At 66.2% G+C, this 24,053-nt stretch carries 27 protein-coding genes; 10 read left to right on the forward strand and 17 right to left on the reverse strand.

What is annotated here, in order from left to right:
• Positions 1 to 21: 21 nt before the first annotated feature.
• Positions 22 to 888, forward strand: a complete 867-nt coding sequence (locus tag QEP15_RS03160) for a ChbG/HpnK family deacetylase (RefSeq protein WP_280148429.1) — start codon at positions 22 to 24, stop codon at positions 886 to 888.
• Here QEP15_RS03160 and QEP15_RS03165 read toward each other — a convergent pair.
• Positions 875 to 1,738, reverse strand: a complete 864-nt coding sequence (locus QEP15_RS03165; RefSeq protein ID WP_142051236.1) for a LysR family transcriptional regulator — start codon at positions 1,736 to 1,738, stop codon at positions 875 to 877. The genes QEP15_RS03160 and QEP15_RS03165 overlap by 14 nt on opposite strands.
• A gap of 109 nt (positions 1,739 to 1,847) precedes the next feature.
• Here QEP15_RS03165 and QEP15_RS03170 point away from each other — a divergent pair, with 109 nt between their 5' ends.
• Positions 1,848 to 2,306, forward strand: a complete 459-nt coding sequence (locus QEP15_RS03170; RefSeq protein WP_226848052.1) for a multidrug/biocide efflux PACE transporter — start codon at positions 1,848 to 1,850, stop codon at positions 2,304 to 2,306.
• Between the two features lie 4 nt (positions 2,307 to 2,310).
• On the opposite strand, the gene QEP15_RS03175 is transcribed toward QEP15_RS03170, so the two are convergent.
• Together QEP15_RS03175 and QEP15_RS03180 are read right to left on the reverse strand one after the other, a co-directional pair.
• Positions 2,311 to 3,198 (reverse strand): alpha/beta hydrolase, encoded by an 888-nt coding sequence (locus QEP15_RS03175; protein ID WP_217618912.1) that lies wholly within the window; start codon positions 3,196 to 3,198, stop codon positions 2,311 to 2,313.
• Positions 3,199 to 3,269: 71 nt separating this feature from the next.
• Positions 3,270 to 4,157 carry a LysR family transcriptional regulator gene (locus QEP15_RS03180; RefSeq protein WP_226848054.1) on the reverse strand — a complete coding sequence of 296 codons (888 nt, stop codon included), beginning with the start codon at positions 4,155 to 4,157 and terminating at the stop codon, positions 3,270 to 3,272.
• Between the two features lie 96 nt (positions 4,158 to 4,253).
• Here QEP15_RS03180 and QEP15_RS03185 point away from each other — a divergent pair, with 96 nt between their 5' ends.
• Together QEP15_RS03185 and QEP15_RS03190 are read left to right on the forward strand one after the other, a co-directional pair.
• Positions 4,254 to 4,658 carry a CidA/LrgA family protein gene (locus tag QEP15_RS03185; protein ID WP_056327888.1) on the forward strand — a complete coding sequence of 135 codons (405 nt, stop codon included), beginning with the start codon at positions 4,254 to 4,256 and terminating at the stop codon, positions 4,656 to 4,658.
• The gene (locus tag QEP15_RS03190) at positions 4,648 to 5,340 is read left to right on the forward strand and encodes an LrgB family protein (RefSeq protein WP_056327889.1); all 693 of its coding nucleotides are present in this window, start codon (positions 4,648 to 4,650) and stop codon (positions 5,338 to 5,340) included. Before QEP15_RS03185 ends, QEP15_RS03190 begins: the two co-directional genes overlap by 11 nt.
• A gap of 8 nt (positions 5,341 to 5,348) precedes the next feature.
• Here QEP15_RS03190 and QEP15_RS03195 read toward each other — a convergent pair whose 3' ends face one another.
• Both QEP15_RS03195 and QEP15_RS03200 read right to left on the reverse strand, forming a co-directional pair.
• The gene (locus tag QEP15_RS03195; RefSeq protein ID WP_280148430.1) at positions 5,349 to 5,993 is read right to left on the reverse strand and encodes a LysE family translocator; all 645 of its coding nucleotides are present in this window, start codon (positions 5,991 to 5,993) and stop codon (positions 5,349 to 5,351) included.
• Positions 5,990 to 6,913: a DMT family transporter gene (locus QEP15_RS03200; RefSeq protein WP_280148431.1), complete on the reverse strand. Its 924-nt coding sequence runs from the start codon at positions 6,911 to 6,913 to the stop codon at positions 5,990 to 5,992. Before QEP15_RS03200 ends, QEP15_RS03195 begins: the two co-directional genes overlap by 4 nt.
• Positions 6,914 to 7,091: 178 nt before the next feature.
• Between QEP15_RS03200 and QEP15_RS03205 the strand changes: the two genes are divergently transcribed.
• From QEP15_RS03205 to fusA, 4 genes are all read left to right on the forward strand, one after another.
• Positions 7,092 to 8,507, forward strand: coding sequence for an aminotransferase-like domain-containing protein (locus tag QEP15_RS03205; protein ID WP_175234497.1), 1,416 nt, complete (start codon positions 7,092 to 7,094; stop codon positions 8,505 to 8,507).
• Positions 8,508 to 8,544: 37 nt separating this feature from the next.
• Entirely contained in the window at positions 8,545 to 8,889 is a 345-nt protein-coding gene (locus QEP15_RS03210) for a protein tyrosine phosphatase family protein (RefSeq protein WP_062838528.1), read from the forward strand.
• A 98-nt stretch (positions 8,890 to 8,987) separates the two neighbouring features.
• Entirely contained in the window at positions 8,988 to 9,452 is a 465-nt protein-coding gene (locus QEP15_RS03215) for a universal stress protein (RefSeq protein ID WP_056327894.1), read from the forward strand.
• Positions 9,453 to 9,669: 217 nt separating this feature from the next.
• Positions 9,670 to 11,781, forward strand: coding sequence for an elongation factor G (fusA, locus tag QEP15_RS03220; RefSeq protein ID WP_056327895.1), 2,112 nt, complete (start codon positions 9,670 to 9,672; stop codon positions 11,779 to 11,781).
• A gap of 16 nt (positions 11,782 to 11,797) precedes the next feature.
• On the opposite strand, the gene QEP15_RS03225 is transcribed toward fusA, so the two are convergent.
• Positions 11,798 to 12,691 carry a DMT family transporter gene (locus QEP15_RS03225; RefSeq protein WP_280148432.1) on the reverse strand — a complete coding sequence of 298 codons (894 nt, stop codon included), beginning with the start codon at positions 12,689 to 12,691 and terminating at the stop codon, positions 11,798 to 11,800.
• Between the two features lie 299 nt (positions 12,692 to 12,990).
• Between QEP15_RS03225 and QEP15_RS03230 the strand changes: the two genes are divergently transcribed.
• Complete coding sequence (locus QEP15_RS03230) at positions 12,991 to 13,461, forward strand: Lrp/AsnC family transcriptional regulator (protein ID WP_056327897.1); 471 nt, start codon at positions 12,991 to 12,993, stop codon at positions 13,459 to 13,461.
• 9 nt (positions 13,462 to 13,470) lie between these two features.
• Here QEP15_RS03230 and QEP15_RS03235 read toward each other — a convergent pair whose 3' ends face one another.
• Complete coding sequence (locus QEP15_RS03235) at positions 13,471 to 14,280, reverse strand: alpha/beta fold hydrolase (protein WP_152383374.1); 810 nt, start codon at positions 14,278 to 14,280, stop codon at positions 13,471 to 13,473.
• Positions 14,281 to 14,420: 140 nt separating this feature from the next.
• Between QEP15_RS03235 and QEP15_RS03240 the strand changes: the two genes are divergently transcribed.
• On the forward strand, positions 14,421 to 14,918 hold the full coding sequence (locus tag QEP15_RS03240) for a YbaK/EbsC family protein (protein WP_056327899.1): 498 nt from the start codon (positions 14,421 to 14,423) through the stop codon (positions 14,916 to 14,918).
• A gap of 25 nt (positions 14,919 to 14,943) precedes the next feature.
• Here QEP15_RS03240 and QEP15_RS03245 read toward each other — a convergent pair whose 3' ends face one another.
• The 10 genes from QEP15_RS03245 to QEP15_RS03290 form a co-directional block, all read right to left on the reverse strand.
• Entirely contained in the window at positions 14,944 to 15,756 is an 813-nt protein-coding gene (locus tag QEP15_RS03245) for an ABC transporter ATP-binding protein (protein ID WP_152383376.1), read from the reverse strand.
• Positions 15,753 to 16,796, reverse strand: coding sequence for a FecCD family ABC transporter permease (locus QEP15_RS03250; protein ID WP_180100327.1), 1,044 nt, complete (start codon positions 16,794 to 16,796; stop codon positions 15,753 to 15,755). The genes QEP15_RS03245 and QEP15_RS03250 overlap by 4 nt, the downstream gene beginning before the upstream one ends.
• Positions 16,796 to 17,488 (reverse strand): tol-pal system protein YbgF, encoded by a 693-nt coding sequence (ybgF, locus tag QEP15_RS03255; RefSeq protein WP_056327902.1) that lies wholly within the window; start codon positions 17,486 to 17,488, stop codon positions 16,796 to 16,798. The genes QEP15_RS03250 and ybgF overlap by 1 nt, the downstream gene beginning before the upstream one ends.
• An 85-nt stretch (positions 17,489 to 17,573) precedes the next feature.
• Positions 17,574 to 18,074 carry a peptidoglycan-associated lipoprotein Pal gene (pal, locus tag QEP15_RS03260; protein WP_056327903.1) on the reverse strand — a complete coding sequence of 167 codons (501 nt, stop codon included), beginning with the start codon at positions 18,072 to 18,074 and terminating at the stop codon, positions 17,574 to 17,576.
• A 31-nt stretch (positions 18,075 to 18,105) separates the two neighbouring features.
• Positions 18,106 to 19,428, reverse strand: coding sequence for a Tol-Pal system beta propeller repeat protein TolB (tolB, locus tag QEP15_RS03265; protein WP_152383378.1), 1,323 nt, complete (start codon positions 19,426 to 19,428; stop codon positions 18,106 to 18,108).
• 16 nt (positions 19,429 to 19,444) lie between these two features.
• Positions 19,445 to 20,614: a cell envelope integrity protein TolA gene (gene tolA, locus QEP15_RS03270; RefSeq protein ID WP_142051226.1), complete on the reverse strand. Its 1,170-nt coding sequence runs from the start codon at positions 20,612 to 20,614 to the stop codon at positions 19,445 to 19,447.
• A gap of 39 nt (positions 20,615 to 20,653) precedes the next feature.
• Positions 20,654 to 21,115 carry a protein TolR gene (gene tolR, locus QEP15_RS03275; protein ID WP_056327906.1) on the reverse strand — a complete coding sequence of 154 codons (462 nt, stop codon included), beginning with the start codon at positions 21,113 to 21,115 and terminating at the stop codon, positions 20,654 to 20,656.
• Positions 21,115 to 21,795, reverse strand: a complete 681-nt coding sequence (gene tolQ / locus QEP15_RS03280; RefSeq protein WP_056327907.1) for a protein TolQ — start codon at positions 21,793 to 21,795, stop codon at positions 21,115 to 21,117. The genes tolR and tolQ overlap by 1 nt, the downstream gene beginning before the upstream one ends.
• Before the next feature lie 2 nt (positions 21,796 to 21,797).
• Entirely contained in the window at positions 21,798 to 22,220 is a 423-nt protein-coding gene (ybgC, locus tag QEP15_RS03285; RefSeq protein WP_056327936.1) for a tol-pal system-associated acyl-CoA thioesterase, read from the reverse strand.
• Between the two features lie 58 nt (positions 22,221 to 22,278).
• On the reverse strand, positions 22,279 to 24,009 hold the full coding sequence (locus QEP15_RS03290) for a proline--tRNA ligase (protein ID WP_152383380.1): 1,731 nt from the start codon (positions 24,007 to 24,009) through the stop codon (positions 22,279 to 22,281).
• Positions 24,010 to 24,053: the final 44 nt, after the last annotated feature.

Here is a 24,053-nt window from a genome sequence, read left to right on the forward strand (position 1 = left end):
GAGCTGAATGGAGAGACGCTGATGAGCAAGCGCGTCGTGGTGTGCGGTGATGATTTTGGCATGAATGCGGATGTCGATGAGGGCATGATTGCGCTGGCCGGCATGCGGCGGGTCAGCGCGGTCAGCTGCCTCTCGTTGGGCCCCACGTTCGCCGCCAATGCGCCCAGGCTGGCGGCGCAGGATGTGGACATCGGCCTGCATCTGAACTTCTCGGAAACGCTGGGCGCGGACGCCGAACCGCTGCCTTCGCTCGGCGCGTTGATCCTGAAGGCCTATGCGGGCCGGCTCGATGCCGCCTGGATCGATGCGCGGCTTGATGAACAGTTCGACGCTTTCGAAGCCGCGTTCGGCCGCGCGCCGGACTATGTCGACGGGCATCAGCACGTGCATCAATTGCCCTGCATCCGCAAGCGCGTCCTGGCGCGGCTTGCGCAGCGTTACGGAACGCAAAGGCCCTGGTTGCGCCAGACGGCGCCCGGCATGCAATGCGGCATTCCGCTTAAGGAATCGTTCAAGGCGCACGTGATCGGCGCGTTGGGCGCGTCGGCGCTGGCGCGTGAGGCGCGTTCAAGCGGCTTGCGGACTAACCGGCGCCTGTTGGGCGTGTATGCGTTCGACGGCGGCCAGCGCCGCTACGCGCAGCTCTTGCAGACCTGGCTGTTCAATGCGCGCGAGGGCGACCTCGTCATGTGCCATCCGGCATTGGGATTTGCTAGAAGCAACGAGCAGGACAGCGCGATGGCGCGCCAGCGCCGTGCCGAATTCGACGTGCTGGCCAGCCCCAAGCTGGGTGACTGGCTGGACGCCAACGGCGTGCGCATCACGCGCCTGGCGTTGACACGCGCCGATCACGAATTGCCGGTAGTGGGACGCGCTATCCCCGCGTGAGGCTTTCCAGCAGCCATGCGCCCGCCGGGCCCAGCGCGCGCCGGGTCGACCAGACCGCGTCGACATGGATCCGGCGCGGCCATCCTGGCACCTTCAGTTCCACGAGCTGATCGCCGCCAAAGCGCTGGATCATCCAGCGCGGCAGTTCGGTCCAGCCGAATCCCAGACTGGCCATTTCCAGCAGCATCAGGTAGCCGGGCGCCGACCACGTCGCGTGCGCGGGCGTGGCGTCCTTGTCATCCAGCTCGTACGTGCTCAGGCGCAGTTCGCGTTCGGTTTTCAGGTGGTCGGACGTGACCGACGGCAGGCTGGCCAGCGGATGCGAACGCCCCACGCACAGGACGATTTCCGAGCCCTCGGCCAGGCACGCATGCGCCACGTCCGGCGGGTAGGTTTCCTGCGCGGCCATCAGGCCGACGTGGGCACGGCCCTGCTGCACCAGCGCCACCACGTCCTCGTATTCCGCGATCAGGCATTCGAAGCGCAGGGCCGGGTAGCGCTTGTCGATCTGGCTCAGCATGGTTTCGAACGTGCGCGACTGGAAGGTGTCGGACAGCACGACCGTAAGCCGGGGTTCCAGGCCTTCGGACAACTGGCTGGCGCTGCGGTTCAGCCGGTCGTTGGCGGCCAGCACCTGCATGGCCTGTCCCAGCAGCACCTTGCCCGCGGCGGTCAGCGCGGGCTGGCGCTGGCTGCGATCGAACAGCGTGACGTTCAGATCCACCTCCAGGTTGGCGATGGTTTCGCTGATGGTGGATTGGCTTTTGCCCAGCTTGCGGGCCGCGGCCGAGAAAGAGCCTTCGGCGGCTACCTGGGCGAAGGCAGCCAGGGATTCAAGGGAATGACGCATGGCGGTGACCGGTCGGAGTATCGGATTTTCCGATGGATATGATCTTTATCGTAACGGAATAGGCGTGGAAAATGCCGTCATTCCGAAGCAAACCGACCGCAGGTGGGTCATGACGCAAGCCAAGAAAACCCTCAAAGAACGATTCCTCCATGCCTTCCTGTTCGAAATCATCGCCATCGGCCTGTGTGCCCCCGTGGCGGCCTGGGCCATGGGCAAATCCCTGTTTGAAATGGGCGTGCTGACCGCGGTGATCGCCTGGATCGCGCTGGTGTGGAACATGATCTACAACGCGGGCTTTGACCGCATCGAAAACCGTTTTGGCTGGACGCGCACTTTTCGGGTGCGCGTGGTGCATGCATTCGGCTTTGAGTTCGGCCTGATCCTCATCGTGATCCCGCTGGCCGCTTGGTGGCTCCGCATCAGCTTGTGGGAAGCCTTCGTGCTGGATATCGCGCTGGTGCTGTTTTATCTGCCATATGCCTTCTTCTACAACCTGGCCTACGACCGCGCGCGTCCCCGGGTGATCGCCTGGCTGTCGCGCCGCGGCGCTGCCGCCGCCGGGGCATAAAGGCTCAACCCTTTTTGCGCTGGTAGGCCTGGCGGGCGTCCTGCATGAAAGTCTTGACGGCGGTTTCGTACTGCGTGCCGCTGCGGAAGGCGCCCGAATGCGAGGCGCCTTCAATCTTGACCAGCCGCTTCAAATCCGGCGCTACGTTGCGGGCGGCCGCAAAGAGCTCGTCGCTCATGGTGTGCGGCACTACACGGTCCGCGGTGCCGTGCATGAACAGCATCGGCGTATGCAGTTGGGCCAGCTTGTCCACGGAGGCAAACGGCTGCGTGACCAGCAGGCTGGCGCCGGGCACGTTGCCCCAACGCAGGGTGGCCAGCATCGCGCCGATGCTGGTGAAGCTGGATTCCACGATCAGGCCGGCAAAGTCCGGCTGCTCGGGACGCGAGGCCAGGTCGATGGCGATTGCGCCGCCCAGGCTGTGCCCGTAGACGAAGCGGCGCGCCGGATCGGGCTGCAGCCGCGCCAATTCCTTCAGGCCCGCCATGGCGTCCTGCAGCGCGCTTTCCTCGGACGGCAGACGCGGCGTGGACGCGCCAAAGCCGCGATAGTCGATCGCCAGCATGGAATATCCCATGCGGCTCCAGCCGTCGATGCGGAATGCGCTGCCGTTCAGGTTCCAGCGCGCGCCATGCAGATACAGGACGGTGGGGGCGCCCGGCTTGGGGCTTGCCAGATACCAGGCACGCACCTTGTCGCCGTTTTCCAGCGTCAGGTCGTACACCTGCGTCCCGGCGGCAGGGTCCCGCCACCACGATTGCGGCTCGGATTGCGGCGAAAAAATGGTCTGGCGTTGCCAGGAATCCAGTTGCGTGCAACCGACCACGCCGGCGGCGGTGACTACGGCGGCGGCAAACAGTCGGCGGGCAGAGAAGCGGGGCAAGGCGGGCATGAAGGGTCTGACCCGGCAAGTCGGGTTGGGTTCCGGCATCAGCATACTCCGGCGTGGCCGGCTCGGCGCCGTCACGGGGTGCCGGGATGCACCTCGCGCGTCAACGCCAGCCATGCCTGCGCGGCGTAGGACAGATAGCCGCCGCGGCGCCACACCAGCACCATTTCCCAGTCCGTCCCCGTGTCGCGCAAGGGCGCGCGCGCCACGCCTGCGTGCAGCGCCACGTCTGCCGTGATGCGCGGCAGGAAGGCGACGCCCAGCCCCGCGGCCACCAGCGCCACGATGAAATCGATCTGGCCGCTGCGCGCGGCGATGGCCGGCACGAAGCCCGCCCGCTGACACGCGTCGTGGATGATGCGATTCAAGGCAAAGCCGCTCTCGAACAGGATGAAGGGCGAGTCGCGCAGGTCGTGCAGCCCCACGGAGGCCGCATGCGCCTGCGGATGGTCGGCGGGCATCAGGGCGACCAGCGGTTCGCGTGCCACCGGCTGCCATTCGAAATGGTCGGGCACAGGCTTGAGCGACCCGGCGAGCTCGATTTCGCCGGCCATCACCATCTCTTCGAGGCGGCGGCTGCCATGTTCCACCAGACTGATCTCGATGCGGGGATAGCGGCTGCGAAAGCGCGCGAACATTGGCGCGAACAAAGAACTGCTGCCCAGCGGCGGCAGGCCCAGGCGCAGCACGCCGCGCTTCAAGCCCTTCAGATCGTCCAGCTCGGCCCGCAGGTCGTCGCGTTCGGCCAACATGGCGATGGCGCGCCGGTACACGATCTCGCCGGCCGCCGTCAGCCTTAACGGCTGCGCCTGCCGGTCCAGAAGCGGCATGCCCAGTTCATCCTCCAGTTGACGCACGGCCTTGCTGATCGTGGGTTGGGTGGCATGGATGACCTTCGCCGCCTGGGAAAAACCGCCTTGCCGGACGACTTCGACCAGGGCGCGCAACGTACGCAGTTCCATGGTTATGCCTGATTGGAATAGAAGAAATTCATCGAATTCATTTTATCTATGCCTGGCGCAGGCGTACAACGGAACCTTGCCGCTGGATTTCGTCTCATGACCCGCTTTCGCCATTCCATCCTTTTGCGCAGCGCCCTGCGCCGCAGCCGTTTGCTCCAGATCGCGTTGATCGTGCTTTTTTCCTTGGCGGGGCAGGCGGTGGCGCAGGCCTCGGGCCTGCCGGTGCCCGGCGGCGTCATCGGGATGGCGCTGGTGCTCCTGCTGCTGGCGACGCGCCGGTTGCGCGTGCGCAATGTGCAGCGCGGCGCAAGCTGGCTGCTGGGCGAAATGCTGCTCTTCTTCGTGCCGGCGGTCATGTCGCTGCTGGACCACCGTGAATTCCTGGGGCTGCTGGGCGTCAAGCTGCTGGCGGTCATCCTGCTGGGCACGGCGCTCGTCATGGCAGGCACGGCGCTGACCATCGATCTTTGCTACCGCTGGATGAACCGCCATGCGGCCTGAATTCAACCTGCTTTTCTGGCCAGCCGCGACGGTCGCCGCCTACGTCTGCGCGCGTCTGTTCTACCGCCGCTATGCCTACTGGTGGACGTCCACGCTGGTCGTCGCGCCCGCGCTCCTGCTGACGCTGGCCATTCTGCTGCATACCGGCTATCGCGAATACATGTCCGGCTCGCACTGGCTGATGGCCATGCTGGGCCCGGTCATCGTGGCGTTCGCCTTGCCGCTGTATCAGCAGCGCGCGCTGATCCGGCGCTACTGGCCGGTGCTGGCCGCCGGGGTGGCGGTGGGCAGCGGCATCGCGGGCGCCAGCGCATGGCTGCTGGGCAGCCTGCTGGATTTGCCGCCGGACCTGCGGCTCAGCTTATTGCCGCGTTCGGTCGCCACGCCGTTTGCCGTGGCGGTGTCGTCCCACGTGGGCGGCGTGCCCGACCTGACGGCCGTTTTCGTCATCGTGACGGGCGTGTTTGGCGCGGCCATCGGCCAGCTCATGTGCAGGTGGCTGCCGCTGCGCTCGGCATTGGCGCGCGGCGCGCTATTCGGCATGGGGGCGCACGGCGCGGGCACGGCCAAGGCCCGCGAGCTGGCCGCCGAAGAGGGCGCGGTCGCGGGCCTGGTGATGGTGATGGCGGGCCTGTTCAACGTGCTGGTCACGCCGGCCGTGGTGGTGGGGCTGCTGGCCTGAACGGCGGGTCAGTGGAGCAGTTCCAGGGCGACGGGATACAGCGAGGCAACCAGCAGCAGGGCCATGCCCACATTGAAGGCGCGGATGGCGGCAGGCCGGTGCAGCACGTGGCGCAGAGCCGTGCCGAAAGTCACCCAGATGCCGATGCTGGGCAGGTTGACGATGCCGCAGACCAGCGTCGCGATCACCAGATTGGCGAAGAAGCCGTTCTGCGGCGTGTAGGTTGCCACCACGCCCACCGCCATCACCCAGGCCTTGGGATTGACCCACTGGAAGGCGGCGGCCTGCAGGAACGTGAACGGCTTGCCGCGCGCCTCGCCCTCGTCCAGCGGGCCGGAGTTGGCGATCTTCCACGCCAGATACAGCAGATAGGCCGCGCCGGCGTACTTCAGGACGGTATAGAGGGCAGGCGTCTGCTGAAAGACCGAACCCAGGCCGACGCCCACCAGAAAGATCATCAGCGTGAAGCCCAGGTTCACGCCCAGCAGATGCGGCACGCTGCGCCGGAACCCGAAGTTCAGCCCCGACGAGGCCAGCATGACGTTATTGGGGCCGGGCGTGATCGAGCTGACCAGCGCAAACAGCGCCAGCGGGCCCAGCAGGGAAAGCGAGGCCAGCGGGACGTCGGCCCAATTGGCAGGAAGCAGGCTCATTTCGGGGTCCTCACGATGGCGCGGCGTCCGCCGGCAATAACGCTGATCACGGCGGCGGCAAACACGAACGTCGTCGCCTCCACGGTTTCGCCAAACAGCAAAGCAGCGGCCACGACGGTAAGGAAGGGTTGCAGCAATTGCACTTGTCCGACCCGGGCAATTCCGCCGGCGGCCAGGCCGCGGTACCAGGCGAAAAATCCCAGGAACATCGAGCCGAAGGCCAGGTATGCGCAGGCAGCGATGACGTCCGAGCTGGGCCAGTGGGGCTGCTGCGCCGCCATCCAGCCGACCGGCAGGGCCACCACGGGTGCGCTGATGGCAAGCGCCCAACATATTGTGCGCCAACCGCCCAGCGTGCGCGAGGCGCGCGCGCCCTCGGCGTAGCCCATGCCGCCCAGCACCACGGCCACCAGCAGCCACAGGTAGCCGGTGGTCAGCGTGCCTTCGCCCTGGCGCAGCGCATAAGCGGTAACCAGCGCGGCGCCCGCGACGGCCCAGCCCCAGAAGGCGGCCGACGGCCGTTCACCGCTGCGCAGCGCGGCGAAGGCGGCGGTGGACAGCGGCAGCAGGCCGTTGAATACCGCGCCTTGCGACGAAGGCACCGTCTGCATCGCGATCGACGAGGCCAGCGGCCAGCCCACGACGATGCCCAGCGCCGCCAGGATCACGCCCGGCCATTCCGCGCGATTGGGACGGCGGCTGCGGGTCAGCCACAGCAGGGCCACGGCGGGCAGCGCGGCGATGAGCGCGCGGCCCAGTCCCACCAGCAGCGGCGCCAGTTCGGCCACCGCCACGCGGGTCATGGGCAGCGTCAGCGAAAACACCAGCACGCCCAGGAAACCGTAGCCGTAACCCTCCCACAGGGATGACGGGGCGGCGGAAGCGGCCGAAGGCGACGGCAAGAGCGCGGGACGGGTCATGACAGCACCAAAAAGTCTCAATGGCCGCGCCCGCGGTTGCAGGCTTTCGGCATTGCTGTCACTCTACGCACAGCCATCAGTACAGTACCGGTACACAATGGCGTGTCACTTTAATCACTGGCCTGGTCAAATCTCCATGACAGTTGCTCCGTCCTCTCCTTCCATGCCCTGGCAGCCCGTGCGCCAGGCCGATGCCACCCTGGTGGCGCAACTGGCCGATGGCCTGGCCCGCCGCATCGACGAGCAAGGCTTGCGGCCCGGCACGCGCCTGCCGTCCATCCGCAAGATGGCCGAACAGTCGGGCGTCAGCCGTTTCACCGTGGTCGAGGCCTACGACCGCCTCGTGGCCCGCGGGCTGGTGCAGTCGCGCCGGGGCGCGGGGTTTTTCGTGAAGGCGCGCAGTGGCCCGCTGACGGCGGTGGCCGCGGCTGCGCCCAGCACGCTCGCGCCGCCCGCGCGGGTGGACATCGCCTGGCTGTTGCGCAGCATGTTCCGGGAATCCAACGCGCCGGGCATGCCGGGCGGGGCGGGCCTCCTGCCGGCCGACTGGCTGGATCCCGACATGGTGGCAGGCGCCGTGCGCGCGGTGGGCCGCTCGGTGCGCGCCAACCTCGTCAGCTACGGCAGCCCCCAGGGTTTTGCGCCCCTGCGCCAGCAGATCGCCGCGGTGCTGCAGAACGAGGGTGTGCCGGCCCATCCCGAGCTCAACCTGCTCACGACCAACGGCGTCACCCACGGGCTGGATCTCATCGCGCGCCATCTGGTCAAGCCGGGCGATACCGTCCTGGTCGAGGACCCGGCCTGGTTCGTGATCTTCGGCCGCCTTGCCGCCTTTGGCGCTCGCCTGATCGGCGTGCCGCGCGGCCCCGACGGCCCGGATCTCGACCTGCTTGAGCAACTGGCCGCGCAGCACAAGCCCAAGCTTTTCATCATCAACGGCTCGGTTCACAACCCCACCGGCCACACGCTGTCCGCCGGCGCCGCCTACGGCATCCTGCGCATCGCCGAACGCCACGATTTCATGGTTGTCGAAGACGACACCTACGGCGAGCTGCATCCGGGCGGCGCCATCAAGCTCGCGGCCCTGGATCGGCTGAACCGCGTCATCTTCGTGGGGGGATACTCCAAGATGCTGGCGGCCAGCCTGCGCGTGGGCTATGTGGCGGCCAATGCCGACCTGCTGCAGAAGCTGGCCGACCTGAAGATGCTGGCGGGTCTGACTTCACCCGAACTGGGCGAGCGCGTCGTGCACCGCGTCCTCATGGAAGGGCAGTACCGGCGCCATATCGAACGCGTGCGACAGCGGGTCGACGACGCGCGCCAGCGCTGCATGAAGGGCTTGCTGAAACTGGGCCTGACCATCCCGCACGAGGCGCACGCCGGCATGTTCGTCTGGGCCGATTGCGGCCGGGATTCCGAGGTGCTGGCGCGCGAGGCCGCGGACCGTGGCATGCTGCTCGCGCCGGGGACGCTGTTCTCGCCGACGCAGGCGCCGTCGACCATGCTGCGCTTTTCGGTATCGATTGCCGACCACCGGGGCATCTGGGCCGAACTGGAAAAACTTTTCGCGCAGAACGGGTCCTACAATCAATAATTCCGAGCCAGATCGCCCAGTCACCGAAGGAACCGTCATGTCCGCACCCATCAAGCCCCTTACCCAGAACTTTGCCGTCGCCCCGCAACTGGGCCCCGACGACATGGCCGACGTGGCCGCCGCCGGGTACAAGAGCGTCATCATCAACCGCCCCGATTTTGAAGGCGGTCCGGACCAGCCCACCGCCGCCGACGTGTCGCGCGCCGCGCAGGAAGCCGGCCTGCAGATCGAATATCAGCCCGTCGTGGGCAGCGCCATGACGGCCGCCGACGTCGCCCGCTTTGCGGAACTGCTGCGCACCCTGCCGGGCCCGGTCCTGGCATACTGCCGCACCGGCACCCGCTGCACCAACCTGTTCGCGGCTGCCCAGCAGTTGGGATAAACCCCGCCTTGACCCTCGTCAAGGCCGCCAGTTCGGCTGATGTCGGCCCGGCGGCTTTCCGGTAGCATAAAGATTCCTCCAACACAGGAGCAGGCAAGATGTTCAAGAAGATCCTGATTCCCACCGACGGTTCCCCGCTCTCGGCGCAAGCCGCCAACGCAGGTATCTGCTTCGCGCGCGAAGTCGGCGCCGAAGTCGTCGCCCTCTACGTGACGCAGCCCTTCGCGGCCACCATCGGTTTTGACGGCATGGCCGCGGCCTACGCCATCACCGACGAAGACTACGAAAAGGCCTCCGCCGAGCAAGCCGACAAGTACCTCAAGCAGATCAGCGACCGTGCCGATACCGCTGGCGTCAAGGTCGAAGCGCGCGCCGTGTCCAACTTCAACGTGGCCGACGGCATCGTTCAGGCCGCCACCGATGCGGGCTGCGATCTGATCTTCATCGGCAGCCACGGCCGCAGCGGCCTGTCGCGCCTGCTGCTGGGCAGCGTTACCGCCAAGGTGCTCTCGCTGGCCACCACTGCCGTGCTGGTCTATCGCGTCAAGGAAGACAAGAAGTAATTGCGCGCCAACTTGGTGCGCATAGCGCGCCACCGCATGCGCCAAAGCCCCTCTGCCAGAGGGGCTTTTTCATGCCCGGCGCATGCGCTTATACGTTGGTATGGCGGGGCCAAACTCATGGACCCGCCAAACTCGCGTCAGCGGGCCGATTCAGGCTTGTATCTTGCCGCATGGCGCGTAATATTTACGCATCTTCATCCAACCGTAGGAAGAGGCCATGACCCGCAAGACGCGCATCGAGCTTTATCGCAATATTGGCATCAGCGCCCATATTGACGCAGGCAAAACGACGACCACCGAGCGCATCCTCTTCTACACCGGCATCACCCACAAGATCGGCGAGGTCCATGACGGCGCGGCGGTGATGGACTGGATGGAGCAGGAGCAGGAACGCGGCATCACCATCACGTCGGCCGCCACCACCGCCTTCTGGAAGGGCATGGCGGGCAACTATCCCGAACACCGCATCAACATCATCGACACGCCGGGCCACGTCGACTTCACCATCGAGGTCGAACGCTCCATGCGCGTGCTGGACGGCGCCGTCATGGTCTATGACGCCGTGGGCGGCGTGCAGCCGCAGTCCGAGACCGTCTGGCGCCAGGCCAACAAATACAAGGTGCCGCGGCTGGCCTTCGTCAACAAGATGGATCGCGTCGGCGCGGACTTCCTGCGCGTGCAGCGCCAGATCGCCGAGCGCCTGAAGGGCGACGCCGTGCCCATCCAGTTGCCGGTGGGCGCCGAAGACCACTTCGAGGGCGTGATCGATCTGGTCAAGATGAAGGCCATCATCTGGGACGACGCCAGCCAGGGCGTGAAGTTCCAGTACGTGGACATCCCCGCGGCGATGCAGGACCAGGCGCAGGAATGGCACGAGAAGATGGTCGAAAAGGCCGCCGAGGCCAACGAAACCCTGCTCGAAAAATACCTGTCCGGCGAGCCGCTTACCGAAGCGGAAATCAAGGAAGGCCTGCGCGCCCGCACGATCGCCAACGAGATCGTGCCGATGCTGTGCGGCAGCGCCTTCAAGAACAAGGGCGTGCAGGCGATGCTGGATGCGGTCATCGACTACATGCCCTCGCCGGTGGATGTGCCCGCCATCAAGGGCCATGACCAGCGCGACCACGAAATCGAGCGTCATCCGACCGACAACGAGCCGTTCTCCGCGCTTGCCTTCAAGATCATGACCGATCCCTTCGTCGGGCAGCTCGTGTTCTTCCGCGTGTATTCGGGCGTGGTGAAGTCGGGCGACTCGGTCTACAACCCCATCAAGGAAAAGAAAGAACGCCTGGGCCGCATTCTGCAGATGCACGCCAACGAACGGCGCGAGATCACCGAAGTCTATGCGGGCGACATCGCCGCGGCCGTCGGCATCAAGGACGTCACCACCGGCGACACGCTGACCGATCCCTCGCACATCATCATTCTCGAACGCATGGTGTTCCCCGAGCCCGTCATTTCGCAGGCCGTGGAACCCAAGACCAAGGCCGACCAGGAAAAGATGGGCATCGCGCTGGGCCGCCTGGCGCAGGAAGATCCGTCATTCCGCGTGCGCACCGACGAAGAATCCGGGCAGACCATCATTTCCGGCATGGGCGAGCTGCACCTGGAAATCCTGGTCGATCGCATGAAGCGCGAATTCAACGTGGAAGCCACGGTGGGCAAGCCGCAGGTGGCGTACCGCGAGACCATCCGCAAGACCTGCAACGAGGTCGAAGGCAAGTTCGTCAAGCAGTCGGGGGGCCGCGGCCAGTACGGCCACGTGGTGCTCAAGCTCGAGCCGCAAGAGGCGGGCAAGGGCTACGAATTCGTCGACGCGATCAAGGGCGGCGTGGTGCCGCGCGAATTCATCCCGGCGGTGGACAAGGGCATTCGCGAGGCCCTCAATGCGGGCGTGCTGGCCGGGTATCCGGTTGTGGACGTGAAGGTGACGTTGTTCTTCGGGTCGTACCACGACGTCGACTCGAACGAAAACGCGTTCAAGATGGCCGGCTCGATGGCGTTCAAGGAAGGCATGCGGCGCGCCGATCCCGTGCTGCTGGAACCCATGATGCAGGTCGAGGTCGAGACGCCCGAAGACTTCACCGGCAACGTCATGGGCGATCTGTCGTCGCGCCGCGGCATGGTGCAGGGCATGGAAGACATCGCGGGCGGCGGCGGCAAGGTCGTGCGCGCCGAGGTGCCCTTGGCCGAGATGTTTGGCTACTCCACGTCGCTGCGTTCGCTGACGCAGGGCCGCGCCACCTACACGATGGAGTTCAAGCACTACGCCGAAGCGCCCCGCCAGGTGGCGCAGGAAGTCATGGCGGCCCAGGGCGCGGGCCGCTGACCGTCGTGCCGTGCCCTCAGGCGGCGGCTGCGGCCGCCGCCGGGCGCAGCCGCGACGAGGCCAGCTTCACGCCCAGCAGGATCATGGCAAAGCCGTAGGCATGAAAGAGCTGCGGCGCCTCGCCCAGCAGCGGCCAGGCCAGCAGCGCCGCGTAGACCGGCACCAGAAACATCGACAGGCCCGCGGTTGCGGGCCCGGCCACGCTGATGAGCCGCCCATAGACGTAATAGGCGCCCAGGCTCGGCACCACCGCCAGGAACAGCAGCACCGCCGCCAGGCGCGGATCCGTCCACGCAGGCGCCATCCCGGCTGCCGCTTCAATGCCGGCAAAGGGCGCGAGCGCCAATGCGCCGCCCAGCATCATCGTCGCGAGCCGCGCGCTGTCGGGCACCGCGGGCAGGGTCAGGCGCTTTTGCAGCACCGTGTACAACGCCCACCCGGTGGCGGCCAGCAGCACCCACAGATCTCCTTGTCCGAACGCCAGCCGCGCCAGCGCGTGGGCGTCGCCGCGCGTCAGCACCACCAGCACGCCGGCCAACGCCAGCGCCAGGCCGGCCGCGCGGGGCGCTGACAGCGGCTTGCGCCAGAACACCGCTTCCAGCAGCGTCACAAGCAGAGGGCTGCACGAAAAAATCAGCGCAATGTTGGTGGCGCTGGTGGTCTGTGCACCGATGTACTGCGGCGCCACCGCCACGCCCATGCCCAGCACGGCCAGCGGCAACAGCGCCGGCAGGCCGCGCCACAAGGCCTGGCGATGGGCGCGCAAGGCGGGGGCGGCAAACGGCAACAGGATCAGCAGGGCAATCAGCCAGCGGCCGAAGGCGAGAAAGACGGGGGGAAGGTTGGCGTCGTACGCCCAGCGGGCCGCGACCATGTTCGAGGCGAAGAGCGCGGGGGCGACGAAAAGCATGACGGCGCCGGATAGGCCGAGACCGGATTTCGCGGGTGCTGCTGCGTGGGGCATGATTTCCAGCCGCGCGGATCGGCGCGCGGGCTTGCTGCGTGAAAACTGCCGGCGCACCCGCCGGGTTGTGCCGCAGCGTGAGCGCCGAATCGGGACGCGCGGGATAGGTGCGCGCCTTGAGGAAAGTCTACGGCGTCATGCGCAAAATAGGTTTCTTGATTCACGCCGGTTTACGACGCTTTGAAGAATCTAATTTCTGTAGAATCCGTTGCCATAGGGATTCTTCCTTCAATAATCCGTCAATCATGCCCACATTGCCCAAACTCGATGACACCGACCGCAAGATCCTGCGCGCCCTGCGCGCGGATGGCCGGCTGACGAATCTGAAGCTGGCCGAAACGGTCGGCCTGTCGCCCACGCCCTGCTGGAACCGCGTCAAGGCGCTGGAAGAGGCGGGGGTAATCGAAGGTTATGCGGCCTTGCTGAACCAGAAGGCGCTGGGGCTGCCGGACACGGTAATGATCGAGGTCACGCTTGAGCACCACGACGACGACACGCTGGCGCGCTTTGGCGAGGAAATCAGCCGCCTGCCCGAAGTGGTCGAGGCGTTTCTGGTCACGGGCGAATACGACTACCTGATCAAGGTTGCCGTGGCGGGCACGGAAGGCTACGAAGAATTCCTGCGCAAGCGGCTGTACAAGTTGCGCGGCGTGCGGCACAGCCGTTCCACGTTTGTGCTGCGGCGCCTGAAGCACACGCCGTCGGTCGAGCCCTGACCGCGCGGATCAACCGCCGATAAATTCCTGGATGGCGCCATTGAAGGCGCGGGGGTTGCCCAGGTTCATGCCGTGCGAAGAGCCCACGATATCGATGCGGCGGGATTGCGGCAGCCATTGCGCCAGCGCATCGAGCACCGCGGGATAGGGCGCCGGGCTTAGCGCGCCGCCGATCAGCAGCACCGGCATCGTCACGCCGGCGATCTGCTCGGGCGTCAGGGTGTCCGGCCGTTCGTCCACCTGTCCGAAGAGCGTGCCCACGTTGTCGCGCACCATCTCCTTGAACCACGGGACCATGCGCTGCCAGGTGTTGGGGCCGGTCACCGTATCCACGAACAGCGCCAACCCTTCCTCGATGTCGCCTTGCCGGATCAGCGTCAGGGCGCGTTGGCGAAAGCCCCCGCGTTCATCGACGCAACCGGGCAACTGCAGGCCGGGATCCGCCAGCGTAAGACTGCGCAACGATTTCGGCTGACGCAGGGCGGCTTCCAGGGCGACACGCCCGCCGCGTGAGTGGCCCACCAGATGGGCCGGGCCGCCTGCCACCGTGTCGATGAATTCCAGCACATCGCTGGCGTGCTGCTCGACCGAAAAGCCGCCGCCTTCGCCGTCCCAGGTCTCGGGCCAATAGCGGCGCAGGCACACGGCCAGCACCCGGAACGAACGCCCCAGCGGCGCCATCTGCGACTTCCAGTAGCGGCTGTCGGACAGGGAGCCGTGCACCAGCACCAGCGGCGTGCCGCTGCCGTACTCGGTGTAGGACATGGCATAACCGCCGATGGGCGCGGTCTGCAAAGGCAAAACGGGTTCGGAACGCATGGGGATCGGGACGTGTAGCCAGGTCCGCATTCTAGCCCGGCATCGGCGCACGGCTGCCGGGCCGGACGCTGATACACTCGTCTGCGCCCCGCCGGCGCCGTCCGCGCGCGGGCCAGTTTTCTTGAACGGAGTTTTCAACGATGTCGCCAGAATCCATCGCCGCCTTGCCGGAATCCGCTCAGCGCGTTGCGCGTCTGCTCGTGGAATTGGGGCATGACAAACCCGTGGTGGTGCTGCCCCAGACGGGCAAGACCTCGGCCGAGGCGGCCGCGGGGCTGGGCTGCGAAGTCGCCCAGATCGCCAAGTCCATCATCTTCCGCCGCGCCACCGACAACGCGCCGGTGCTCGTCATCGCCAGTGGCGCCAACCGTGTGGATGAAGCCAAGGTCGCGGCGCAGGTGGGCGAACTGGCCAAGGCCGACGCGCGCTTCGTGCGCGACATGACCGGTTATGCCATCGGCGGCGTCTGCCCCATCGGCCACGCCGTCAAGCCGGTCATGCTGCTGGACGCGGACCTCTTCAATTACGAAAGCCTGTGGGCCGCCGCCGGTCATCCGCATACCGTGTTCAACCTGACGCCGGCCCAGCTGGCGGACATGACGGGCGCGCCCGTCGCGGACGTGGCGCAGCGCGCCTGAGCTTGCCCGTGCCGGGCTGCGCGGTTCAGCCCGGGTGCGCCTGCAACCCGTCGATCAGCACCTGCCGCCGGCCTTTCGAGCACGCCTCCACGCGCGCCTGCACGCCATAGACGGCAGCCAGCGCGTCGGGCGTGATGACGTCGGCCGGGCTTCCGGCGGCGTGCAGCCGCCCTTCATGGATCATCACGGCCTGGTCCGCATGCTGAAGCGCCACGTTCAGGTCGTGCAGCACGATGAGGCTGATCAGGCCATGCTCGCGCGTTTCGTGCTGCAGCAGGCGCATGACGTGGAATTGGTAGTTCAGGTCCAGGGCCGATAGCGGCTCGTCCAGCAGCAGCACGCGCGGGTGGCGGATCAGCGCCTGCGCCAGCCCCACCAATTGTTTTTGCCCGCCAGACAGCGCGTCCAGATAGTGAAGGGCCAGATGCGCGATGCCCAGCCGCGCCAGCAGCTGGTCGATGGCTTGAAGGTCCACGGGGCGCGCCGCCGCGCCGCTGGCGCGGGCCGCGACCAGCACGGACTCGAATACGCGCAGGTGCACGGCCGCGGGCAGGCTTTGAGGCAGGTACACGACGTGGCGGGCACGCTCGGCGTGGTCAAGGCGCGTGAGGTCCAGCCCGTCCAGCGCCGCGCCGCCCGCGCGGGGCCGCACCAGGCCGGCCAGCGCCTTGAGCAACGTGGACTTGCCGCTGCCGTTCGGACCCAGCAGCGCCGTCACTTTGCCCGCGGCAAGCGCGGGGATCGTCAGGTCGTGCAGCACGTCTTCGCGCCCGTAACCGGCCGAAAGCGCCTGGACCGCCAGGCCGGCGGGGTGTGGAGCGGGAGCGGGCCTTGTCATGGCAATTGCCTGCGCAGCACGACGGAAACGAAGAAGGGAATGCCCACCAGCGCGGTCACGATGCCCACGGGCACCACCACGCCCGGTAGGAGATTCTTGGATGCGATCGACGCCAGCGACAGGATCACCGCGCCCACCAGAGCGCTGCCCGGCAGATAGAAGCGGTGGTCTTCGCCGAAGAGCCGGCGCGCGATGTGCGGCGCCACCAGTCCGATGAAGCCGATCGTCCCGACAAAGGCGACCGCCAGCGCGGACAGCAGGCTCACGCGCGCCAACGCCGCAACGCGCACGCGGCGCACATCCACGCCAAAGCTGGCGGCGCGGTCCTCGCCCAGCCGCAGCGCGGTCAGCTTCCAGGATTGCCGCATGGCCAGCGGCAAGGCCACCGCGAACGCCAGCGCCAGCACGCCCACGGTCGTCCAGCTGGAACGCGCCAGGCTGCCCATCGTCCAGAACACCAGGTTCTGCAACGCTTCGGCGCTGGCGGTGAATTGCACCAGCGACACCAGCGCATTGAAGGTGAACACCATCGCGATGCCGAACAGCACGACGCCCGATGTGTTCATGCCGCCCCAGCGGGCCACGGCATCCAGCAGCAGCGCCGCCAGCAGGGCGAACAGAAAGGCGTTGGCGGCAATCAGCCAGCCGGCGGGCACGCCCGGCAGACCGAACTGGAGCACGATCGCCAGCGAGGCGCCAAAGGCCGCTGCCGACGACACGCCCAGGGTGAACGGGCTGGCAAGGGGATTGTTCAGGATGGTCTGCATCTCGGCGCCCGCCAGGCCGAGCGCCATGCCTACCAGCGCCGCCATCAGGGCTGACGGCAGGCGGATGTCCCAGACAATCACGCGATAGGTGGGATCAGCATCGGCGGGCGCGGCAAGCGTCTGCCAGAGCGCGCGCCAGGGCAGGCCGGACGGGCCCACGGTGAAGTCGATCAGCAGCGCAAACAGAATCGCCGCCAGCAGCAGGGCAATCAGCCCCGCCCGGCGGCGAAGAATCTGGCGGTAAGCGCCTGCCGCGCTGGCGGCGTGCGGCATTACTGCAGCAGTTGCAGCCGGCTCTTGGCCGTGGTGGCGGCCGGCGTGGTGGGGTAGTCGCGCACGATGCGTTGCAAGGTGGCCTTGGCGCCGGCGCGGTTGTTCAGTTCGATCTGGCTGCCCGCGATGATCAGCAGGGCATCCGGCGCGCGGGCGTTGTCCGGCGACTTCTGCACCATGGCGTTCAGCTGCTCGATGGTGCCCTTGAAGTCCTTGAGCGCATAGCGGCTGCTGCCCTGGTAGAACTGGGCGCTGGGCGCGAGCTGGCTGTTGGGGTAGAGCGCGGTGAAGGCGGCCAGCGATTCGGCGGCTTCCTTGTATTGGCCCTTGCGGAACAGGTCCATCGCGCCGTCATAGGCGGTCTGTTCCTGGGGATCGCCGGCAGAGGCGCCCGGGGGATTTGCGCTACCCGGCGCGGCGCCGCCCGGCTTGGCGCTCGGTTGCTGGCGCGATACCAGTTCGAGCTGGTCGCGCAGCTGGGCAATTTCCTGCTGCAGGGATTGAATCTGGTCGGCCAATTGCAGCTTGGCGCGCTGGCTTTGCTCGTTCTGCTGCTGCACCTGCTGGCGCAAATCCAGGATGGCCTTGCGGGCTTCATCGTCGGAAAAAGCGTGAGCGGGGGCCGTGAGGGCGGCTAGCGCCAGGCCAGTGGCCACAATCAGGGGACGCAGGGACAGAACTTGATCGCGCATGAATATTCCCGGGGATAAAAACAAACGTCGGGACGGCCGGCTGGCCGTCCCGACGCGAGGTAGGGCTCCAGACTAAGCGAAAAGCTTAACGCAGATAATTGATATCGGCGCGGCGGTTTTCGGCAAAGTCGGCTTCAGTCGTACCCGTCGAGCGCGGCTTTTCCTTGCCGAAGCTGATGGTTTCGATCTGGTTGTCGCTGACGCCCAGCAGGGTCATCATGCGACGCACGGCGTCGGCACGACGCTGGCCGAGGGCCAGGTTGTACTCAGCACCGCCGCGTTCGTCGGTGTTGCCTTCGATCTTGACCTTTTGCTGTTGGTGCGAGGCCAGGTACTTGGCATGGGTTTCGACCAGGCCACGGTATTGGTCCGACACGGTGTAGCTGTCGAAATCAAAGTACACCGAGCGCTGTTGCGCCAGGATGCTTTGGGGGTTGAAAGGATCAAGGATTTGGCCAGAGGCCGAAGATCCTTGGCCAGCGCCTCCACCCTGACCCGCTTTATCGTCGAGAGGGACGGAGCTGCAAGCTGCCAGGGCGGCAGCCAGAGCGGCGATGGTTAGGCTTTTGGCAATGCGCGACTTCATGATAGTTCCTTTGCAAAGAGAGTCACACGTGTTATCGGGTAAATGGGCCCCAAGTCGGTTCACGTATTTCCCCGTTCAGTACCGAAAGCGTCTGTCGTACGCGTCCATCGCTCGAGACACCTGCAAGCACGCTACGGCCATTCTGGATGGCTGCGTAGAGCACTTGCATGCCGTTTGGCGCAAAGCTGGGCGACTGATCGTCACGACCATCAGTCAGCAAGGCTTCGGCGCCAGTGGACAGGTTCAAGGATGCGATTCGAAACGCGCCGTCTCGTCTTGCAACGTACAGCAGCGTCGATCCGTCGGGGGAAATTCGGGGTGATATGTTGTAACCACCATTAAACGTGAGACGGCGGGCTTCGCCGCCTGTCGAGCCGGTCTGATAGATTTGCGGCCCGCCGCTGCGGTCACTCGTAAAGATAATGGAAGCACCGTCAGGCGTAAAGCTCGGCTCGGTGTCAATCCCGGGAGAACGCGTAACTCGGGTCGGATTCGAGCCATCGGCCGCATTAACGACGTAAATTTGCGACAAACCGTCACGCGTCAGGGCGACCGCGAGCTTGCTGCCGTCAGGCGACCATCCCGGGGCGCTGTTGTTGCCCTTGAAGTTGGCGACCGGTGCACGCGCGCTGGTGGCCAGGGTGTGCACATAGACGACGGGCTTGCCGGACTCGAAGCTCACGTAAGCAAGCTTGCTGCCATCGGGCGACCAGGACGGCGAAATGATCGGCTCGCGCGAGCGCAGGGCAACCTGGGGGTTTTGGCCGTCGGCGTCAGCCACCTGCAGTTCGTAGGTGGAACCCTTCTTCAGCACGTACGCGATACGCGTCGAGAACACGCCGCGAACGCCGGTGATCTTTTCGTAGATGCGGTCGGCAATCTGGTGGGCCACGCGGCGCAGTTCCTGCTCGGTGCCCGAGAAGGCCACGCCGTCCAGCTGCGACTTCTTGACCGTGTCGGCCAGGCGGTAGCGCACGTCGTAGCGGCCATCGGCGCCCCGCGTGATGCTGCCGTAGGCGATGAAGTCCGCACCCTTGCCGCGCCAGTCGTCGTGGGCGATCGGGGAATCCACGTTCAGGCCGGAGCCCGCTGCGTTGATCAGGCGGAACTGGCCGGTGCGGGTCAGGTCGGCGCGAATGACTTCGGCCAGAGCGCGGCCGTGGGTGTCATCGACCGCGAAGTCGGCGATGGCCACGGGGTATTGCGTGGCGCCGGTGCCGGAGATGTCGACACGCAACTGCGCGTGGGCGGGCTTCATGGCCATCAGGCAGGCAAGCGCCACCATCAGCAATCCGATTCCATACGCTCTCCAGAGCGCGAGAGTGGATACTCGTCGACTATAAGCGGGAGTCATGTTCGTCAATCTCCTGTCAGTCATACATTCTGTAGACAACGTCAATAATGGGTTCGTAGCGGCCCGTCGAGGGCTTCGGGAACGGGTTGCAACGGCGGATGCCGGTTTCGACCGCGCGGTCAAAGCCCGGGTTGCCAGAAGAACTGGTCAACGTGACGCCATTCACCTTCCCGTCAGAACCTAACTGTACCCGGTATTGCGCGGTCGGATTTCCCGAGCCGCTGCGGGGCGGAGGCGGATACGCCACCCCGGGCTGCACGCAGGCCCGGACCTTGGCGCCGTAGCCGCTGTCGCGTCCGCCGCCCGCCTGGTTGCGGTCGGCGGTGCCGCCCGGAATGCCGGCGGCGCCCAGGGCGTCGTTGCGGAACGCGTCCTTCAATGCCTTGTCGGCGGCGGCCTTCTTGGCAGCGGCGGCCTTCTCGGCGGCAGCCTTTTCGGCGGCCGCCTTCTCGGCCGCAGCCTTCTCGGCAGCGGCTTTCTCGGCGGCAGCCTTTTCAGCTGCTGCCTTCTTGGCGGCTTCTTCCTTGGCCTTCTTCTCGGCGGCGGCCTTTTCGGCGGCAGCTTTCTCGGCGGCCTTTTCAGCAGCCGCCTTTTCGGCGGCAGCCTTCTCCGCCGCGGCCTTCTGGGCGGCAGCCTTCTCGGCAGCGGCCTTTTCAGCGGCGGCCTTCTCGGCGGCCTGGCGTTCCTGCTCCAGGCGCTTCTTTTCCTTCAGCTCGGCCTGCTTGCGCTCCTCTTCCAGGCGCGCCTTTTCCTTGGCGGCCTCGGCGGCTTCGCGGGCCTTCTCTTCCTGCTCGCGCTTCTTCTTCGCCTCCTGGATGGCGATCTCGGGATCGACTTCCTCGGTCTTGGCCTGGACCTGCGGTTGGGGCTCAGGCGGCGGCGGAGGAGGCGGGGGCGGAGGCGGCGGCTCCGGCGTCTTTTCAGGCTCCGGCTCGGGCTGCGGCTTGGGTTGGGGTTTGGGCGGTTCGGGCTGCGGCGTGGGCGGCGGCGAGACGGGCGAATTGCCGTCTGCCCAGAGTTCCACCTGGACGGGGCCAGGGTTCTCGGTATGCCAGTTCACGCCAAAGATCAGGGCAACCAGCAGCAGCAGGTGCACCGCCACAGCCAGAATCAGCGAATTCCGGTTGTCGTTGTTGGGCGGGGTGGCCGGCGGGCCGCTGCGGTGTCGAATTATGGGTGGCGTCATGTGCGGTGCATGCCGGCCGGGCCGGCGGATGGCGGCGCGTTAGCGTTTCTTGGCGGGTGCGGGCTGTTGGGCGCCTGCGGCGGACTGGTCCACCAGCAGACCCAGGCGGGTGATGCCGTTGGTGCGCAGCTCGTCCATGACCTTCACAACCGTCTCGTAGGGCACCTTGCCGTCGGCGGCGATGACCACCGGCGTTTCCGCGGTAATGCGCGAACGCACTTGCGCCACCAGTTCGGTGCGCGCGATGTCCTGCATGGTGGCGCCGGCTTCGCGCATGCGCAGCGCGATCTTGCCGTCTTCCGAAATCTGGACTTCCAGCGGCTTGACGGGCACGTCGGAGGCGGCGCCCACCGACGGCAGTTGGATCAGCCCGGGCGTGATGAGGGGCGCGGTCACCATGAAGATGACCAGCAGCACCAGCATCACGTCGATGTACGGCACCACGTTGATGTCGGCCTTCATGCGGCGGCCGGACCTGCCGCGCGAGCTTACCGAGGGCATTAGCGCACCTGCCGTTGCAGAATGTTCAGGAATTCATCGACGAAGCTGTCAAAGCGGATCGAGATGCGGTCGATGTCATTCGTGAAACGGTTGTAGGCAACCACGGCAGGAATGGCGGCGAACAGGCCGATGGCGGTGGCGATCAGCGCCTCGGCAATGCCGGGAGCCACCGAGGCCAGCGTGGCCTGCTGCATGTTCGACAGGCCGATGAAGGCGTGCATGATGCCCCAGACCGTGCCCAGGAGACCGATGTACGGGGACACCGAACCGGCGGAGGCCAGGAAGTTCAGGTGCGATTCCAGCGCGTCCATTTCGCGCTGGTAGGCGGCGCGCATGGCGCGGCGCGGGCCGTCCAGCACTGCCGTGGCGTCGCCGCTGGCATTGCCGCGGCGGGCCTTCAGGAATTCGGTCATGCCGGCATCGAAGATGCGGGCGAGGGCGCCTTGCTCGTCGCGGCGCGAGGCCACGGCCTGCTGCAGCATCGACAGGTCGCCGCCCGACCAGAAGTCGTCTTCGAAGCGGCGCGTCTGGTCATGGGCCCGCTTGATGGCCATGCGCTTGGCGAAGATGTAGGTCCAGGACATGATCGAGATGCCCAACAGCATCAGCATGATCAGCTGGACCGGCACGCTGGCGTGCGAAATCAGCGAAAGCAACGACATGTCGTTGGTGACTTGCATGGTTATTCCTGAATGAATTCCAGTTTTGCGCGAATGTCGGCCGGCAATTCTGCCGGCCGCATGTGAACGGCATCGACGCAACAGACTTGGATGTTGCCTTCGGCAAGCAGTTCCCCGTTGCGCTCCGCGCGCTGCGCGAAGTGTATCGAAGCGCGGCCCAGTTTGGTGACTCGGCTGCGTATGGTAAGCAAATCGTCCAGTCTGGCCGGTTTGCGGTAGGACATGTCCAGGGCGCGGACAACGAACAGCCGTTGCTCGCTGGCGGCCAACCCGGATTGGTTGACGCCCAGATCGCGCAGCCATTCGGTGCGTGCCCGCTCCAGGAATTTCAAGTAGTTAGCGTAGAAGACCACCCCGCCGGCATCCGTGTCTTCGTAGTAGACGCGGACTTGCAGGGTGGATTCGGCGGACTTCTGATCGGTCACGATACTCAGGAAATGATGGTGCGGGTCGGGACGCGGCAAGTCCGTAGCAGCTACAGGGTTAAAGCGTGTCGAGCTTCGTCAGCACCGCTTCCAGCGCGGACTCTACCGGAATCTTGGCCGCTTCGGTTTCCCGACGGGCCTGCAATTCCACCACACCGTCGTTCAGACCGCGTTCTCCAACTGTTACACGCAGCGGCGCACCGATCAGTTCCCACTCGGCAAACATGACGCCGGGGCGCGCATCGCGGTCGTCCAGCATGACGTCCACGCCGCGCGCGAGCAAGGATTCATAGAGCTTTTGCGCGGTGTCACGCACCGTTTCACTTTTGCCCCAGCCCACGGGGCAGATGACCACTTCGAAGGGGGCGAGCGCGCGGGGCCAGATGATGCCGCGGGCGTCGTGGTTCTGCTCGATGGCGGCGCCCACGATGCGGGTCACGCCGATGCCGTAGCAGCCCATTTCCAGGACGGCCGGCTTGCCGGTTTCGTCCAGGAAGGTGGCCTTCAGGGCTTCGGAGTACTTCTTGCCCAGATAGAAGACGTGGCCCACTTCGATGCCGCGCTGGATCGACAGCGTGCCCTTGCCATCCGGCGAGGGGTCGCCCGCCACGACATTGCGCAGGTCGGCCACCAGTTCAGGCTCGGGCAGGTCGCGGCCCCAGTTCACGCCCTGGATGTGGAAGTCTTCGCGGTTGGCGCCGCAGACGAAATCGGCCATGTTGGCGACGGTGCGGTCGGCAATCACGTGGACCGGCTTGGCCGTCTTGACCGGGCCCAGGTAGCCGGGCTTGCAGCCGAAGTACTCGACGATCTCGGCTTCGGTGGCGAACCGGAAGCCCGCCAGGCCCGGCAGCTTGCCCGCCTTGATCTCGTTCAGTTCGTGGTCGCCGCGCAGGAGCAGCAGCCAGACGTCGACCTTGCCCTTTTCGCCGTCGGTGGCCAGGACGATCGACTTGATCGTGCGCTCCAGGGGAATGCCCAGCAGCTTGGCCACGTCCTCGCACTTGGCGGCGCCGGGCGTTGCGACGTCCGCCATCGCCTGGGCGGCGGCGGCACGGGTGGCATACAGGCTGGGCGCTTCCGCCAGTTCGATGTTGGCCGCGTAGTCCGATTCCGCGTTGTAGACCAGCAGGTCTTCGCCCGTGTCGGCGATCACCTGGAATTCATGGCTGCGCGTGCCGCCGATGGAGCCCGTGTCGGCCGCCACCGCGCGGAATTCCAGGCCCAGGCGGCCAAAGATGCGCATGTAGGCAGCAAACATGGTGTCGTAGCTGCGCTGGGCGCCGGCTTCGTCGCGGTCGAAGGAGTAGGCGTCCTTCATCGTGAATTCGCGGCCGCGCATCAGGCCGAAGCGGGGACGGCGCTCGTCCCGGAACTTGGTCTGAATGTGATAGAAGTTCAGCGGCAGCTGGCGGTAGCTGTGGATTTCATTGCGGGCAATGTCCGTGATGACTTCCTCGGACGTCGGCTGCAGCACGAAATCGCGCTGGTGCCGGTCCTTGATGCGCAGCAGTTCCGCGCCGTACTGCTCCCAGCGGCCGGATTCCTGCCAGAGCTCGGCCGGCTGCACCACGGGCATCAGCAACTCGATGGCGCCCGCCGCGTTCATTTCTTCGCGGATGATCGCCTCGACCTTGCGGATGACCTTCAGGCCCAGCGGCATGTAGGTGTAGATGCCGCCCGCGAGCTTGCGGATCATCCCGGCGCGGGTCATCAGCTGGTGGCTGGCGACTTCCGCTTCGGAAGGGGCTTCTTTGAGGGTGTTGAGATGGTAGTTGGATGCGCGCATGTTTAAAGGTGGCAGCAGATACGTATAATCGACCGTAATTGTAT

It is taken from the genome of Achromobacter mucicolens (assembly GCF_029866465.1).
Lineage (GTDB): Bacteria > Pseudomonadota > Gammaproteobacteria > Burkholderiales > Burkholderiaceae_B > Achromobacter > Achromobacter mucicolens.